A 14,387-nucleotide genomic window follows, 5' to 3' on the forward strand; every position below is an offset into this window, starting at 1 on the left:
CCACGATTTAGAAGACTACAACACGACTCGAATGGTGAGAAAGACAACATTTTGTGGGACGGTCGAATCAGTACGGACGAGATGTCAGAACAGCCCTCCACTATCGTCGAGTTGGCAGATACCGTCTCCGAGTTGATGTACGAAATAGTCGGGTGGATTCTGTTATTTATCGGTTTGATCGGCCTCCTTCGCTCGTTCACGATGCTCTTTGACGCCACTGGGGTCCCTGACCTGGTTGGGGCGTTCACCGTGCTCGCTCTCACGTTCGTCTGTCTCTCTGCGGGTGTCTTCGTGAATCCACGACTCCGTCGCTGGTTGAATCGTCGCCACAGTGTGTCCACGTTCGGACGGGCACAAACGGTCGATAGCCGCGTCTTCGGTGCTGAAGAGCGGAGAACGGAGACGTGTGTTCGGTGCGAGTCGCGCGTCTCAACAGGCTTGCTTCGTCGGTTCAGAGAGGAGTACGCCGTTGCGGGGATTCCCATTTGGACCCTCTCCGAGAACCAGAATTGTTACTGTCGGTCCTGTGGTCTCGAAGAAATTTCACCGTCTCCGTCCGGCGATGCAGAGCCATCGATTGAGGAGTTTGTCACCGAAGCCGAGTGACCAGTCTGTAGTCTCTGACTCGACTTGACCGACTCGGCTCCCCTACCCGACTCGACTTCTCTCATCTTACCTCGTTTTGCTTTGTCTCGCGTTCCCGGCTTTTGCTCTTCTCGCTTTGTCGTGTTTCACCGCGTCTCGTTTTTCTCGTTTCGCCCCTCGCTCGTCTCGCTTCGTCTTTCCGTACTGCGAATATTGGTCCTGGTAGTCTTGTGTTATCGAAAAAATTACAATAGCACGAGATGGTACTATCTTGCACGAACAATTCTATACTCCTGGTTCACGGCTCTTCGTAACGCAACCGTTGAGAATTCGTCGTAACTCTGTTTCCAGCCACTTTCGGTCTCTCTGTCGAATTTGTCGTCACTAGTTGTGGTTCTCTACTCGAAAGCCGGCCTGCAATTATTATCCACAACTGAGAATTTGACCGTCCATCATTTCAATGAAAAGGCATAAGTCGAGGTGGGGAAATAGTGGTGGCTATGAACAACCCGCCGTGGAGTGCCGAATTTGCTTCGCTCAAATCTGACTGCGCCAACGATATTGTTGATCTCTTCGACGACTATCCCGAACCAGTCGTTTACGAAGCGATGAGCGAACTCCTCCGCCGGGAGATGCGAGACCAATTTGCGGGTGCGTTTGCGGAGTCTCACGAGTAACCCGGATTCGACTCGGATTTTCTTTTTGGACTTTCGTTTTCGGTTCGAACGGCGGCTTCTAAGTCATGCTGTAAGCTATTGCCTTAGTCGTTACTTCGCCAGTCTGCTGTTTGGTGTCTCAGTTCCGAAGTAGCTACTCTTGACTCGTCGAATACAGCTGGTATACCGAGACTACATTTGCTTCGTCTTCCCGATATTTGCTGATAGTTATTATCTAGCATGCAGTGGTCTTGATATGCACTCCGACACACCTGCCCCGGACGACGTCGACATGGACCCGGACGAATTTCGGATGCTCGGGTATCGTGCGGTCGATACCATTGCGGCGTACTTCGAAGCGCTCGACGAACTGGACGTCTTTCCCGGGCAGTCGCCGACCGACGTCGAACAGTTATTCGATGAGACGCTCCCGGAGACCGGGCAGGCTCCGGACGCGATTTTGGACGAGTGGTCCGACAAGGTGCTTCCGACGGCAACGCACAACACGTCACCCCGATATTTCGGATTCGTCATGGGGTCGGGGACGATGATGGGCGTTCTTGCCGACGCCCTCGCGGCGTCAGTCAACATGAATACCGGTGGATGGAAACCCGCTCCATCCGGAACCGAAGTCGAGCGTCGAACGATTCGATGGCTCGCCGAACTGATTGGCTACGACCCAGACTGCGGCGGGTTATTCACAAGTGGTGGCACGATGGCAAACGTCACTGGCATTCTCACGGGCCTTCGGGAGACGGCCGAGTACGATACGAAGACGCGAGGGATACAGACCGACGACCGGGCCGGCCGGTTTACGCTCTATGTGGCCGACCACGAGGGCCATTCTTCGATTTATCGGGTCGCGGAACTTCTCGGACTGGGGAGCGACGCGGTTCACCTCGTGCCGAGTCACGACGATTTCACTATGGATGTCGAAGCCCTCGAACGACTCGTCGAAGCGGACCGAGACAGCGGTGCTATCCCCTTTTGTGTGGTCGCACAAGTCGGGTCGATAAACGTAGGTGCAATCGACCCGCTGGAAGATATCGCCCGCGTCTGCGAGGAGCAGAACCTCTGGTTTCACGCCGACGGCGCTTGTGGTGCTGTCGGCGCGGTACTCCCCGAGAAACGCCCGCAGTACCGCGGCATCGAGCGTGCGGACTCGGTTACACTCGACCCGCACAAGTGGCTCTACGTCCCCTACGAGTGTGGGTGTCTCCTCGTCCGTGACCAGTCGTTATTGGCACACGTGTTTGCCATGGACGCCGCCTATCTCGAAGGGAAACTGCCGACAAAATACGAGGGCCTGGATTACTACGAACTCGGGCCACAGATGTCTCGCGGCTTTCGCGCGCTAAAAGTGTGGATGAGTCTCAAACACTACGGTGTGTCGGGCTATCGGGCGCTCCTCAGGCGAAACGTCGCGTGCGCCGAACACCTCGACGCTCTCGTCAGGTCGGCGGCCGACTTCGAGGCGCTTCACGAACCGAACCTGTACATCTACTCCTTCCGCTACGCACCGAACGACCTCCAGCAGGCGCTTCGGTCGGACCCTGAAAAACGGGATGCCATCGACGACTATCTCGACACGCTCAATCAGCGCATCGCCGACGAGATTCGAGAGCGCGGTCTCGCGTTTGTGATGACGACTGCAATTTACGACCGGACTGTTCTACGACTCTCTATCTGTAGCCACCGTACAACCCGCGACGACATCGACGATGTGTTCGAAACCTTCCGCGAACTCGGTGAACGAGAAGACCGCGCCCGCCGGGATACGCTCGATGTGGCGTCAGCCGAACTCACCGACCGGTTCGAGACATCCGACTGAGCCGGTTGCGCCGCTCGCCGCGACTCACCCGCCTCTCGGTTGCGATGCCGACTCGGTTTCGCCGTCGGCTAGAACGGGAGGCGTTCTTTTGCTTCGATACGGACCTCGGTTTGGTATTCGAACGTCTTCCAATCGTCGTCTATCGCGTAGCTCGGTTGACGATTGGGGAAGCTCGGGTCAACGTAGTACGTGCCTTCGCTCCAGATTTCTTCTCCGTGTAGCCGATACGTTTCGCGGACGCGCTCTCCCGATTCGAGCGTCTGCATTATTTGGTCTCCATCGATCGTCATCCCACTCGGATTGACTTCGACGCGGTCGCTCGTCTCGTACGACTGCGAGGAGAGCCTCGTGGAACCGCTGTATTCGTCCGAGTCCGGTGTCTGGACGAGACCAACCACGCCGAACGGCCACACGCCGTAGTTTTTGATTTTGATGGGGTCGTCACCGGTGTTTTCGAGCGTAAAGACCAACTCTGCGGGGTGTTCGATAGTCACGTCAGACTCTTCCGTGACGACCGAGAAGTCGAGCGAGTCGATGGACGTGCTCGCAGTCGTCTCGGTTATCCGATATTCCGTGTCTGCGATACAACCGCTGAGTCCGGCTATCGAAAGCGTGCTCGCGGCTAAAAACGTCCGTCGATTCATCGGGACTCACCTCCCGCTTCGATGGGCGCGTCGGTCAGTTCGACAAACACGTCTTCCATCACCGCATCGTCGTCGGCACCCGCCGCGTCCCGGAGTTCGTCAACGGTCCCTTCTGCGACCAATCGGCCGCGATGCAAGACGCCGATACGGTCACAGACGAGTTCGACTTGGCCGAGCACGTGGCTCGAAAAGAACACCGTCGCACCCCTGTTGTTCTCCTCGTGAACGATTTCTCGAACTCGACGAACGCCGTGTGGGTCGAGACCGTTGAATGGTTCGTCGAGGACGAGCAGGTCCGGTTCGCCGACGAGCGCCATTGCGAGTGCCAGTCGTTGTTCCATGCCTTTCGAAAACTCCCCGGCGTTGTCGTCGACTGCGTTCGCTAACCCGACGCGTTCGAGGAGCGCTTCGGGGTCGTCGTCCACCTGCTTGGTCTCGGCGACGAACGAGACGTGCTGTCGCGCGGACCGACCGTCGTAGAGTCCGAATCGGTCCGGCAAGACACCGGTTCGGTTGTGAATCTCGACCGGCGCTCGTTGCGGGTCTTTTCCGAAGACGCGTATCGTTCCCCCTGTCGGCCGCAGGTAGTCGAGGAGGAGACCAATCGTCGTCGACTTTCCGGCCCCGTTTGGGCCGAGGAACCCGTACACGTCGCCGGATTCGATAGCGAGATCGAGCGAATCGACCGCGCGAACGTCGCCGTACTGCTTGGTCAACCTCTTCGTTTCGATTACAGGTACGTCTTCGCTCATAGCACATCACCGTTGTTGAAGACGCGACGGGACAGAGCCATCGGGACAGCTATCCAAGTGAGCAGGATAACGATACTCAGCGCGGGATGGAGGTACCACGGTGCGGTGCCGCTTTCGAACGCCGCCTCCACGACGAAGGCGTTTATGAACTGACCGGGAGCGAGTTTCGTGTAGACGGTGTGGAACTGCTCGGCCGAGTTGCCGACGCCGAGCAACCAGTTCGTCAGGACGTTGTACGCGCCGTCTGGCGTGAGCCTGAGGGCGAAAAAAAGCGGCCCGCTCGCCGGCGCGTCGTACGGATCGACCGGCACACCGGTAATCGCCGTGTACACTTTCGAGACGACGGTGCTCCAAAAGAGCGTCACGAATATGTATCCAAGCACGCTCGCCGCGGCCGACACCGTGCTATCGACGGCCGTCGAGAGCAACACGCCGAGTGAGACCAGCGCGGCGAGCAACAACGCCGTTGCGAGCACGACGCCGACGAACGGGAGTACAGCGAACGTGCCGTGTTCGACGACACCGATAATGCTGATGAGGAGCACTGCGACACCCACGATTGCGCCGATCCCGGCGAACCGGCCGACGCTCTTCCCGAGAAGGATTTGGGTCCGCTTCAGCGGGAGGGCGATGAGGAATTTGATGCTCCCAGTCGTTCGTTCACCGATGAGCGACTGGTAGGTGAGGAGGAGCGCACCGATTGGGAGCAGTAGATTAACGCCCAGTTGGATGTACCCGATGGTGATATTCTGTCCGATTGCGTTCCACCCCGTGTACGTGGGCCGAAAACCCCACAGTACGATGAGCGCGGTGAGTATCCACGCGCCTTTCGAGGTGAGTACCGTTCGACACTCTCTGCGAGCGAGAGGGGACCACTGCATGTCCAAATTGACAAACAGATGTGGTAAAAACGTACCCCCATCTATCCCTTCACCTTCCTCGCCGAGCTACGTTCTTCCCGGTTGACGTATAGACAAGAATTATTTACACTGTGCTGAACAGTTATGCTGATGGTTCCCTCTAGACGTCGATTTCTCGAAGCCTCCGGCGTCGCGCTCACTGGGCTACTTACTCGCCCGACTCTCTCTCGCGGCGCGCAGTCAACGTCGGAAACGGAGTCTGAACCTGACCTCTCTCCGGGGTCTGCGACCGAACCGGTCCCCGAGTGGCCGATGGGCCGATGCGACTCCGCCGGGACTGGTCACCACCCCACAGCGTCGGGACCAAAGCGCGATGTCGAGATTGCGTGGTCTCACGACGCGCCCGATTGGTTCCTCGGGACGACTCCTCCGATTCGACTCGGAAACACCCTCTATGCAGTCGGCAACGGCCTGCTCGGACTCGACACCGACACCGGAGAACGGCAGTTCGGGCATCCCGGCCCGTACCAATCGACTCCTGCTCGCGTTCACAGTTCGGTCTACACGACCGCGACGCTCGCGGCCACGTCGCCGACGGCTATCTTCGGATTGAACGCTGGCGGCGGCTTCGACCTATCGGTTCCGCTTTTCGAGCACTCGTTCGGCTTCGAGCGATGGCGCGGGCCGAAGGCTAGCGGGGTCGGTTTCTTCGGACCCGCGACCCCTCGCGCACCGGTTACCGCCGATGGAACAATCTACGCCGCGCTTCCGGAGCTAGATTCGGTCGCGGCGCTCGACCCGGACGATGGACGGGTGCTATGGCGCGACACCAACAACGAAGACGATTCGATGAGCTCCGCTTTCAGCAGACCCGCGGTGAAAGACGGCTTGGTCTTCGTGACCAACTGGCCGTATCGAGTCACCGCCTATCGCGCCGAGACCGGAGAGCAGTATTGGAAACGCGAACTGGGCGAACGGATACTTACCTCCCCAGTAGCGACCGATGCGGGGCTTGTGATTCAGTCCCGCGAGGCCGTCTGGTTACTCGACCCCGACGACGGGACGGCATTGTGGAAACAGTATCTCGATTCGAACGTGACCGGAAGCGTGCCGGCAGTCGCAAACGAGACGATTTTCGTCGCCGACGAACTCGAATCGATGCACGCGCTCGACCTCGAAACGGGAGAACCCCGCTGGCAGACACCGTTCGACGGGGAGACGACGCCCGTCGTCGCCGATGGAGTCGTGTACGCGGTCAAGTCTACCTACTCTTTGGTCGCAATCGATGCTGAGTCGGGCAACCGACTATTCGAGTACCGGCCCTCACAGATTCCGATTTCGACGCCGGTTGTCGGTGACGGCACCCTCTATGCGGCTAATAGAAATCGCGTTATCGCCCTGGAGGAAGCGCGATGACGAACGAACCCAGCGACGAACCGAGTGGCGATTCCGAGCCGACTGTCGCGGCCGAACCTTCGGACGTATCGAACGTGGCGGAGTGCGCAGACTCGATAGACGCGACCGCCCCGGCAGGCCCGACGGATTCGGTGGGTCCGGTCGAGACACGAGACGCGTGGACGCCCGACCCCACGGCGATTTGGTTTGGTGGCATCCTCAAGGCCACGAAAGACCGCATCGCGCGTGACCCGTCTCTCTTCGTTCCGTTCGTGGTCGCCGGTCTCCTCGTCGCGCTTGCGGACCGGCTTCGGACGTGGGACCCGATTCCGGCGCTGGAGCCAAACTGGCTTCGACAGGGCGGCCTCTCGCTTCGGTACAACGTGTTTCCGCAGGGGACAGCCCGCACCGTACGAGACCTCGACGCACTCGTCAACCTTCGCGTCGAGTATCTCTTCGCCGCCGTCGCGCTCGAACTGCTCGTCGTGGTGGCTGTCGGGACCGCCGGCTGGCTGACGATTACGCGCGCCCTCGACTCCGAGCGTCACTCCGACTCGTTCACGTGGTATCTCGGGATATTTGTCGGCGGTATCGGTATCTCTCAGCTACTCACGTCACTGAACTTCACCGTCGAAACGCTCCTGTTCGGCCTGTTACTATTCGTCGTCCTGTTTCTGTCTTTGGTTCGGTTGTTCCTCTTCCCCGGTTTTTTGGCCGCCGGATACGGCCCCACGACGGCGCTTCGAGAAAGCGTGCGACAGTCTCGGGGCCACGGGTGGACGATTTTCTGGCTCTTTACTATGTTCGCCGTTTCGGCGTGGGGACTGGGGCACGTTGCGGTCGCGGGCGGGTTCCTGACGACGGCCCTCGTGGCTCCGGTTCAAGCCGTTTCGCTCGCCGTCATCGTCCAACGTTGTGAAGCGAGAGACGAATTTCCCGAGAAGAGACCGGCCGAGTAGGTCGCCGCGGTGAGAGACGCGTTCAGATAGTCAGCGATTCACTCGTGAATAACCAACCCATGCTGGATGAACACGTCGAACTCCCGCTGATGCTCTCTTCGAAGTGCATATTGTGTTCCTGTTCGCGTTTGGTGCAGGTCTTGACTCTGGTATAGACGTGTGATTCGTTGTTTTTGAGGTCCTCGACGATGTAGAACGTGACGTTACCCGGCGTCCACGCTTCGACTGTGGTCGTTACCGTCTCGCCGTGCTCGACGGTAATCTGCTGTCTCGGAACGCCCTCGTCGGCCAGCGTCACGTTTCGAAACTCGCCGGGCCAGACTAACCGTGACAGCGTCGCGCGTCTTCGCTCGCCGTCTTCTGTAGTGACCATGAAGTTCGTGACCATCGCCCTCTCCGCGCTTTCGACGGTGTACGCCTTCACTCGGTACGTCGTGTTATCGTCGTTTTCGACCGTCAACTTCGGCGGCGAGTCGATTACCGCGCCAGCGACGATAGAGAGACCGCTGAGGAGGACGAGTGCGGCGAGAACGGTCGCCGTTCGAGAGACCATAGCCGATACCGTGGTCGCCATGAAAATAAAACTGACACTTCATCGTCCCTATCTCGCACCGTAATCGACTGGGTTGGCCTCCTCGGTCTCGGTCTCGGTCGATTCGAACCTTTCGTCCCCGATTTCGACCGGTTTGGACGTTTCGTCCCTGGCTTCGACCGGTTCGGACGTTTCGGTTCCGGATTCAGCTGATTCGACCGCCTCGACGTAGTGACACCGAGACGCTCCGCTCCGGGAGTCGGTAAACGCCGGATGCGACTCCTCGCACCGAGTGTCCGCGTACGAACACCGCGGATGAAACGGACACCCCGACGGTCGGTTTTCCGGATTCGGCGGGTCGCCCGGAAGTGGTTCCGGCGGCGCATCCATCGGGTTATCGCTCGGGATGGCGCGAACTAACGCCTCCGTATAGGGGTGGCTCGGCCGTTCGAACACCGACTGTGCCGGGCCGCGCTCGACGATTTCGCCGGCATACATGACTGCCAGTCGGTCAGCGAGATAGCGGACCACGTCGAGGTCGTGCGAGATGAACAGATAGCCGACGCCGAACTCCCGTCGAAAGTCGTCGAGCAGGTTGAGGAGCGTCGCCTGCGTCGCCATATCGAGACCGGAAACGGGTTCGTCGAGGACGATAACGTCGGGGTCGTGGGCGAGTGCTCGCGCGATAGCGACGCGCTGGAGTTGCCCACCCGAAAGCGCGCCCGGATACCGACCGGCGACCTTCGGGTCGAGGTTGACGCTCCGCAGGAGTGATTCGACCCCGCCGGTCCGAACGTCATTTTCCGACGCGGCCGGTCCGAGAGACTCTTCGATCGACCGCCGAATCGTCCATCGTGAATCGAAGCTCTCGCGGGTATTTTGAAAGACCACCCCGATACGACGGCATTGTGTTCCCGACCGTTCAGTATAGTCTCCAACAGGGGTTCCATCGAGCAAAACCGCTCCGTTGTCCGGCTCTAACTGCCCGGTGACGAGTTTTGCGAGCGTCGATTTGCCACACCCGGACTCGCCCACCAGACCGACGGCTTCGCCTCGGCCGACAGTCAGCGAGACGCCACAAACCGCCCTTGCGGCCGCGTTTTCGTCTCGCCGCAGTACCCGGTTCAGTATCGAACGCTCTGTCGCAAACGCCTTTTCGACGTCTCGGAGTTCGACGACAGGTGCGGTGTCCGCGGCACTGCCATCAGTCCGCTCTCGGTTTGCATCTCGTGTTTCGCCCGAACTCATCGTGTTCCCTCGTCGTTCGGCGCGACTTTCTCGCGGTTCACCTCCGTGTGTGGTTCCGACGGCTGTGTCTCTGCCGCCGACATCGTCGTCTCCGTCTTCCTCTCGATTTTCGCTGAATCATCCGATAACGGTGCTTCTGAGCAGACGACGCGGTGGTTCTCGCCGCATTCTATCGTCGGCACGTCTCCGTTGTGGCACGCCGGCGTTACGTGGTCGCATCGCTCGGCGAACGGGCATCCGTCGTGACCACCGAGCGGGTCGGGCGGGCGGCCTTCGAGGGCGGTGACTCGCTCGTCGGCATCGACGTTCCGCGTCGAACACGCGAGGAGCGCCCGGGTGTAGGGGTGTTCCGGCGTCGTCAGCACGTCTGTGACTGGTCCGGACTCCATCACTTTCCCGCCGTACATGACAATCACTCGGTCGCAGGTCTGTGCGATGACGCCGATATCGTGTGAAATCAGTAGTATGCCGAGTTCTCGCTCGTCGCGGAGCGTTCGGAGTCGATCGAGGATTTCGGCTTGGGTCGTGGTGTCAAGTGCGGTCGTGGGTTCGTCGGCGACCAGCAAATCTGGGTCGCTCGCAAGCGCAATCGCAAGCACGGCACGTTGTCGAATGCCGCCGGAAAACTCGTGTGGATACCCCGAGGACCGATGTTCGGGGTTCGGGATGTCCAATTGGTCCATCAACTCGACGGCGCGTTCGTGCGCATCCGTCCACGCCGAGCGATTCCGGAACAGCGGGACGTTGAGGTAGTCGAGGAGTCGCTGTGACCCGTCCGTGTCGTGTATCCGGACCGCCTCGGCGACCTGCTCGCCGACGGAAAAAACCGGGTTGAGCGTCTCTGCGGGGTCCTGAAAGACCATCGAGACGCTGTCGCCTCGAATTCGCCGAAGCGTTGAATCTGTGGCGTCGGTCAGGTCCACCCCGTCCAGCGCAATCGTTCCGGCGGCGATTCGTCCCGGGTCTTCGACTCTGAGTATCGACCGAGCGGTGACGGACTTCCCGCTTCCGCTTTCGCCGACGATACCGACGATTTCTCCGCGTTCGACGGTAAGGGACACGCCGTCAACCGCGTGGACGGTTCCGCTGTCGGTGCCAAATTGCGTGTGTAAGTCTTCGATACGGAGTAGTGGGTCTGTCATAGCTCTCCGAGTTGTGCCGACTGCGTCGGCGAGAGTGCGTCTCTGAGACTATCGCCGAGGAGGTTGAACCCGAAGACGGTGAGCATTATCAGGACGCCGGGGGCGTTGACGAGCCACCACGCCTCGCGTAGGTGGTTGCGACCCGATGCGAGCATCGTCCCCCACTCGGGCGTCGGCGGTTGCGCGCCCAACCCGAGGAACGAAAGCCCGGCGGTTCCGAGGATGACACCGCCGATATCGAGCGTTGCGAGCACGACGACCGGGGCGATTGCGTTCGGAACCAGGTGACGCGCGACGACGTGCGTCCGCGACCGGCCGAGCAAGCGCGCGGCGGTCACGAACTCGCGTTCTCGAAGCGAGAGCACGCTACTTCGGACCAGTCGCGCGTAGGACGCCCACCCGACGACTGCCAACGCGAGCATGACGTTCACGAGACTCGGGCCGAGAATCCCGGCGATGACGAGCGCGAGGATGATACCGGGGAATGCGAGAAGCGTGTCCACGAGTCGCATCAGTGCCTCATCGACCCACCCGCCGGCGTAGCCAGCGAGGAGTCCGACGAGCGTCCCCACGACGAGTCTGACGGCTGTCACAGCGGCGGCGACGCCGAGCGAGAGCCGCGCCCCGTGGAGCAGTCGCGTGAGCACGTCTCGGCCGAGTTGGTCGGTACCAAGCGGATGCTCTGCAGACGGGGCCTCAAGTCGGTGTTGCAAGTCTTGTTCGGCCGGGTCGTACGGGGATAGTGTCGGCCCGAACGTCGCAATGACGAGCAACGCGAGAACGATTCCAGCGCCGACCTGCGTGAGTCGGTTCGATGGCATCGCATCGCGCCATCGCGGACGCCCGCCGGCGGGTGCCGCCTTGGGGGCTGGTTCTCGGCTCACGCCGTGTCACCCTTGAGGTCGATTCGAGGGTCGAGCCGGCGGTACGTCAAATCGACCGCGAAGTTCGTCACGACGAAGATGACGCCGATGAGGAGCGTCACACCCTGAACGATTGGGTAGTCGCGCGCGAAAATCGCGTCCACCAGCAACGTCCCGAGTCCCGGCCGCTGGAAGACGACCTCGACGACGACGGCACCATTGAGGACGTAGCTCAACTGGAGTCCGATAATCGTCACGACGGGGACGAGCGCGTTTCGGAGCGCGTGTTTGTAGACGACGATTCGTTCGCGTAGTCCCTTCGACTGCGCCGTCTGGATGTACGCGGCATCGAGCGCGTCGAGCATCGCCGTTCGAACCAACCGGGTAATGACGGCGGCCATCCCCGACCCGAGCGTCAGCGCCGGGAGGACGAGATATTCGACGCCGCCCGCGCCGGCGACGGGGAAGATGCCGAGCCAGAGCGAACAGACGATAATGAGCAGGAATCCGAGCCAGAAGTTCGGCATCGAGACGCCGACGAGTGACCCGAACTGCGCCGCGTAGTCGGCTCGGCTCTCGGGGTTGACCGCGCTTACGATGCCGGCGGGGACCGCGATTGCGACCGCGACGAGCATCGATGCGACCGCGAGTTCGATCGTGTTCGGCAACCGCTGGACGATCATCGCACTCACCGACTGGTCGCTGTAGTACGACTGGCCGAGGTCGCCTTGTACCACGCCGCCCATCCAGCGAGCGTATTGGACGACAAACGGGTCGTCGAGTCCGTTCGCCGCCCGAAACTGCTCGACGGCCGCTGGCGTGGGAGTCTGTCCACCCATCTGCTGTGTCAGTATCGTCCGCGCCGGGTCGCCGGGCGTGACGAATATCATCCCGTACGTGAGAAGTGAGACGCCGAGAAGCACGACAGCCATCGCTCCCAGCCGTCTGCAGACGTACCGACTACTCATGGGCGTTCTGCCGACCGGGTCTGTCCGGCAAATGCGGGCGTTTTTGCACCGGTGCGTGCTCGTCTTCGGGCATGTTTTATTTTCGCTCGAGAGTGGACCAACCGAGCATTTTGCCGATTGGGTGGCCGTCGATTCCAGAGACGTTCGACTGTCGGCCGAGCACGTGTTCGTTGTAGTACAGTGGAATGATGGCGCCGGTGTTGACGACGCGCTTCTGTACCTCGCCGTAGTGCTCGCGCTTTTCTGCCATCGTTTCGGCTCGGTACCCGTCTTCGATGAGGCGGTCGACTTCGGGACCGGGGTTGTAGACGCCGGTTCCGTTTCGCTCGTGTAGCTTCCGGTTGTCGCTTCCGTCGGAGTGGAACATCGCCCGAATGAGATAGTCGCAGGCGGCGCTGTTCGACCCGAATCCGACGAGCGTCAGGTGCGCCTCACCGGCGGTGAACGTGTCGTTGAACGACGCCGGGTCAACCTGTCGTATCTTGCTTTCGACGCCGATGTCGGAGAACCAGCCGTTGAGTATCTGTGCAACCGTTCCGTCGTCAGCGTTTTCGCTGTTGACCAGTATCGAGAGCGTTTCGCCGTCGTACCCCGATTGCTCGACGAGGTCGCGCGCTTTGTCTCTGTCGGGCCCGTAGGTTGGCAGGTCGTCGTGGACCGCCCACGGAATCACAGACGAAATCGGGCCTCGAGCCGGTTTTCCGATTCCGTTCAGGGCGCTTTTCACGAGTTGCGCTTGATCGACGGCCCAGTTGAGCGCCTGTCGAAGCAGTTCGTCGTCTGTCGGCGATTTGTAGAGGTTCACCGCGACGAGTCCTGCAGAGGGTGTCAGTTGCGTTTCGATTGCCGTCTCCGAGGCGTCGTCAACTGACGTCGCTCTGCTCTTCGGAATCGTCTGTGCCACGTCGATAGAGCCTTTTTCGAGGGAGAGAAGCCGCGTGTTGGGGTCCTCAATCCATTTGAACGTGAGTTCCGAGGGCCGCTCGGCATCGTCTCGATAGCCCTCGTATGGGGTGAGTGTCACCGATTTCTGGGATTCGACGTTCGTCACCCGAAACGGTCCAGTCCCGACCGGTGTGTCAGTCGCGTCGGGGTGTTGGATGCCGAAGTAGTTGTGCGAAATCGTCCCGGGGAACGCCGGAAACGGCTCAGTCGTCTGGAACCTGACCGTCCCTTCGTCGACGACCGTCACGCCGTCGGGTTCGACGCCAATCCAGCCGGGGACCCACGACCACTGTTCGAAGACACGGGTGAACGAATCGACGACTGCGCTCGCAGTCAGCGGGTCGCCGTTGTGGAAGGTCACACCGTCTCGAAGCGAGAACTCCCACGTGGTCTCGTCGACGGCTTCCCACTCGGTTGCGAGCAATGGCTCGGTTTGCATCTCGTCTGTGACGCCGACGAGCGGTTCGAATACGTGCGTGAAATACGGTGTGATGCCGTTGTACACGTCCCACTTTTCGCGCGTCGGGTCGCGCTCGAGCGCCACGGTGAAAGCGTCGTTCGCGTCCGATTCGGTTTGCGAACTACTGCACCCCGCGACGAGACCCGCAGTTCCCACGGCGAGACCACCGAGGAACTGTCGCCTCGAACACGGCCTACGCATCGAGGCCCTCCACGAAATACACAATCATACCTCGCACACTTGATGCCGCTTAGAAAACAATTATGGTTTGGTTATTGAAAGTGTGTTTGTTAATGCGGTTTCGGCGGGCAACCGTAAGATATCGTTGGGAGTATATCTCTCACGACGGTGTTATCGAGCGTTCTGAAGCACTGCGGTCAATCGCAGTCGCGTTCACAACTGCCAATGTTCGTCGGTAGAACCGCGGTCGCCGGGTTAGTTTATCGACATCGTGGCTGTGGACTCGAATATCGCGGGTGCATCCAAAATCAGTGTTTCAGTCTACGGCGCACGTTCGCCGTTCGGTACACCGAGCGCATGGAGCGCG

The 14,387-nt window shown here is 60.3% G+C and carries 14 protein-coding genes; 5 read left to right on the forward strand and 9 right to left on the reverse strand.

Features of this window, described 5'->3' with window-relative positions:
• Positions 1–81: 81 nt before the first annotated feature.
• From C440_RS06510 to C440_RS06515, 3 genes are all read left to right on the forward strand, one after another.
• Positions 82–606 carry a hypothetical protein gene (locus tag C440_RS06510; protein ID WP_008319486.1) on the forward strand — a complete coding sequence of 175 codons (525 nt, stop codon included), beginning with the start codon at positions 82–84 and terminating at the stop codon, positions 604–606.
• A gap of 479 nt (positions 607–1,085) precedes the next feature.
• On the forward strand, positions 1,086–1,262 hold the full coding sequence (locus C440_RS17695; RefSeq protein ID WP_008319487.1) for a hypothetical protein: 177 nt from the start codon (positions 1,086–1,088) through the stop codon (positions 1,260–1,262).
• Between the two features lie 235 nt (positions 1,263–1,497).
• Complete coding sequence (locus tag C440_RS06515) at positions 1,498–3,072, forward strand: pyridoxal phosphate-dependent decarboxylase family protein (protein WP_008319490.1); 1,575 nt, start codon at positions 1,498–1,500, stop codon at positions 3,070–3,072.
• 68 nt (positions 3,073–3,140) lie between these two features.
• Here C440_RS06515 and C440_RS06520 read toward each other — a convergent pair whose 3' ends face one another.
• Genes C440_RS06520 through C440_RS06530 form a run of 3 tightly spaced genes read right to left on the reverse strand, consistent with a single transcriptional unit; the run spans position 3,141 to position 5,349 of the window.
• A complete protein-coding gene (locus tag C440_RS06520) occupies positions 3,141–3,716 on the reverse strand; it encodes a hypothetical protein (RefSeq protein ID WP_008319492.1) in 576 nt (191 codons plus the stop codon).
• Positions 3,713–4,468, reverse strand: a complete 756-nt coding sequence (locus tag C440_RS06525; RefSeq protein ID WP_008319494.1) for an ABC transporter ATP-binding protein — start codon at positions 4,466–4,468, stop codon at positions 3,713–3,715. The genes C440_RS06520 and C440_RS06525 overlap by 4 nt, the downstream gene beginning before the upstream one ends.
• A complete protein-coding gene (locus C440_RS06530; protein ID WP_008319496.1) occupies positions 4,465–5,349 on the reverse strand; it encodes an ABC transporter permease subunit in 885 nt (294 codons plus the stop codon). The genes C440_RS06525 and C440_RS06530 overlap by 4 nt, the downstream gene beginning before the upstream one ends.
• Positions 5,350–5,478: 129 nt before the next feature.
• On the opposite strand from C440_RS06530, the gene C440_RS06535 reads away from it, so the two are divergent.
• Positions 5,479–6,744 (forward strand): PQQ-binding-like beta-propeller repeat protein, encoded by a 1,266-nt coding sequence (locus tag C440_RS06535; protein WP_083894001.1) that lies wholly within the window; start codon positions 5,479–5,481, stop codon positions 6,742–6,744.
• Entirely contained in the window at positions 6,741–7,682 is a 942-nt protein-coding gene (locus C440_RS06540; protein WP_008319499.1) for a hypothetical protein, read from the forward strand. Before C440_RS06535 ends, C440_RS06540 begins: the two co-directional genes overlap by 4 nt.
• A gap of 22 nt (positions 7,683–7,704) precedes the next feature.
• On the opposite strand, the gene C440_RS06545 is transcribed toward C440_RS06540, so the two are convergent.
• The 6 genes from C440_RS06545 to C440_RS06570 form a co-directional block, all read right to left on the reverse strand.
• Positions 7,705–8,235, reverse strand: coding sequence for a hypothetical protein (locus tag C440_RS06545; protein WP_049915453.1), 531 nt, complete (start codon positions 8,233–8,235; stop codon positions 7,705–7,707).
• 48 nt (positions 8,236–8,283) lie between these two features.
• Positions 8,284–9,462, reverse strand: a complete 1,179-nt coding sequence (locus C440_RS06550) for an oligopeptide/dipeptide ABC transporter ATP-binding protein (protein ID WP_008319504.1) — start codon at positions 9,460–9,462, stop codon at positions 8,284–8,286.
• The gene (locus C440_RS06555; RefSeq protein ID WP_008319506.1) at positions 9,459–10,604 is read right to left on the reverse strand and encodes an ABC transporter ATP-binding protein; all 1,146 of its coding nucleotides are present in this window, start codon (positions 10,602–10,604) and stop codon (positions 9,459–9,461) included. Before C440_RS06555 ends, C440_RS06550 begins: the two co-directional genes overlap by 4 nt.
• Positions 10,601–11,425 (reverse strand): nickel transporter permease, encoded by an 825-nt coding sequence (nikC, locus tag C440_RS06560; protein ID WP_008319508.1) that lies wholly within the window; start codon positions 11,423–11,425, stop codon positions 10,601–10,603. Before nikC ends, C440_RS06555 begins: the two co-directional genes overlap by 4 nt.
• Positions 11,426–11,484: 59 nt before the next feature.
• A complete protein-coding gene (gene nikB / locus C440_RS06565) occupies positions 11,485–12,435 on the reverse strand; it encodes a nickel ABC transporter permease (RefSeq protein ID WP_049915461.1) in 951 nt (316 codons plus the stop codon).
• A gap of 76 nt (positions 12,436–12,511) precedes the next feature.
• The gene (locus tag C440_RS06570; protein ID WP_152417847.1) at positions 12,512–14,041 is read right to left on the reverse strand and encodes an ABC transporter substrate-binding protein; all 1,530 of its coding nucleotides are present in this window, start codon (positions 14,039–14,041) and stop codon (positions 12,512–12,514) included.
• Positions 14,042–14,387: the final 346 nt, after the last annotated feature.

It is taken from the genome of Haloferax mucosum ATCC BAA-1512 (assembly GCF_000337815.1).
In the GTDB taxonomy this organism is placed as follows: Archaea; Halobacteriota; Halobacteria; order Halobacteriales; family Haloferacaceae; genus Haloferax; species Haloferax mucosum.

Coding starts and splice junctions, on each gene's coding strand:
- C440_RS06535 (WP_083894001.1), top strand. CDS start 5,479: ATGGTTCCCTCTAGACGTCGATTTCTCGAAGCCTCCGGCGTCGCGCTC.
- C440_RS06520 (WP_008319492.1), bottom strand. CDS start 3,716: ATGAATCGACGGACGTTTTTAGCCGCGAGCACGCTTTCGATAGCCGGA.
- C440_RS06525 (WP_008319494.1), bottom strand. CDS start 4,468: ATGAGCGAAGACGTACCTGTAATCGAAACGAAGAGGTTGACCAAGCAG.
- C440_RS06530 (WP_008319496.1), bottom strand. CDS start 5,349: ATGCAGTGGTCCCCTCTCGCTCGCAGAGAGTGTCGAACGGTACTCACC.
- nikC (WP_008319508.1), bottom strand. CDS start 11,425: ATGCCATCGAACCGACTCACGCAGGTCGGCGCTGGAATCGTTCTCGCG.
- C440_RS06515 (WP_008319490.1), top strand. CDS start 1,498: ATGCACTCCGACACACCTGCCCCGGACGACGTCGACATGGACCCGGAC.
- nikB (WP_049915461.1), bottom strand. CDS start 12,435: ATGAGTAGTCGGTACGTCTGCAGACGGCTGGGAGCGATGGCTGTCGTG.
- C440_RS17695 (WP_008319487.1), top strand. CDS start 1,086: ATGAACAACCCGCCGTGGAGTGCCGAATTTGCTTCGCTCAAATCTGAC.
- C440_RS06510 (WP_008319486.1), top strand. CDS start 82: ATGTCAGAACAGCCCTCCACTATCGTCGAGTTGGCAGATACCGTCTCC.
- C440_RS06555 (WP_008319506.1), bottom strand. CDS start 10,604: ATGACAGACCCACTACTCCGTATCGAAGACTTACACACGCAATTTGGC.
- C440_RS06545 (WP_049915453.1), bottom strand. CDS start 8,235: ATGGTCTCTCGAACGGCGACCGTTCTCGCCGCACTCGTCCTCCTCAGC.
- C440_RS06550 (WP_008319504.1), bottom strand. CDS start 9,462: ATGAGTTCGGGCGAAACACGAGATGCAAACCGAGAGCGGACTGATGGC.
- C440_RS06570 (WP_152417847.1), bottom strand. CDS start 14,041: ATGCGTAGGCCGTGTTCGAGGCGACAGTTCCTCGGTGGTCTCGCCGTG.
- C440_RS06540 (WP_008319499.1), top strand. CDS start 6,741: ATGACGAACGAACCCAGCGACGAACCGAGTGGCGATTCCGAGCCGACT.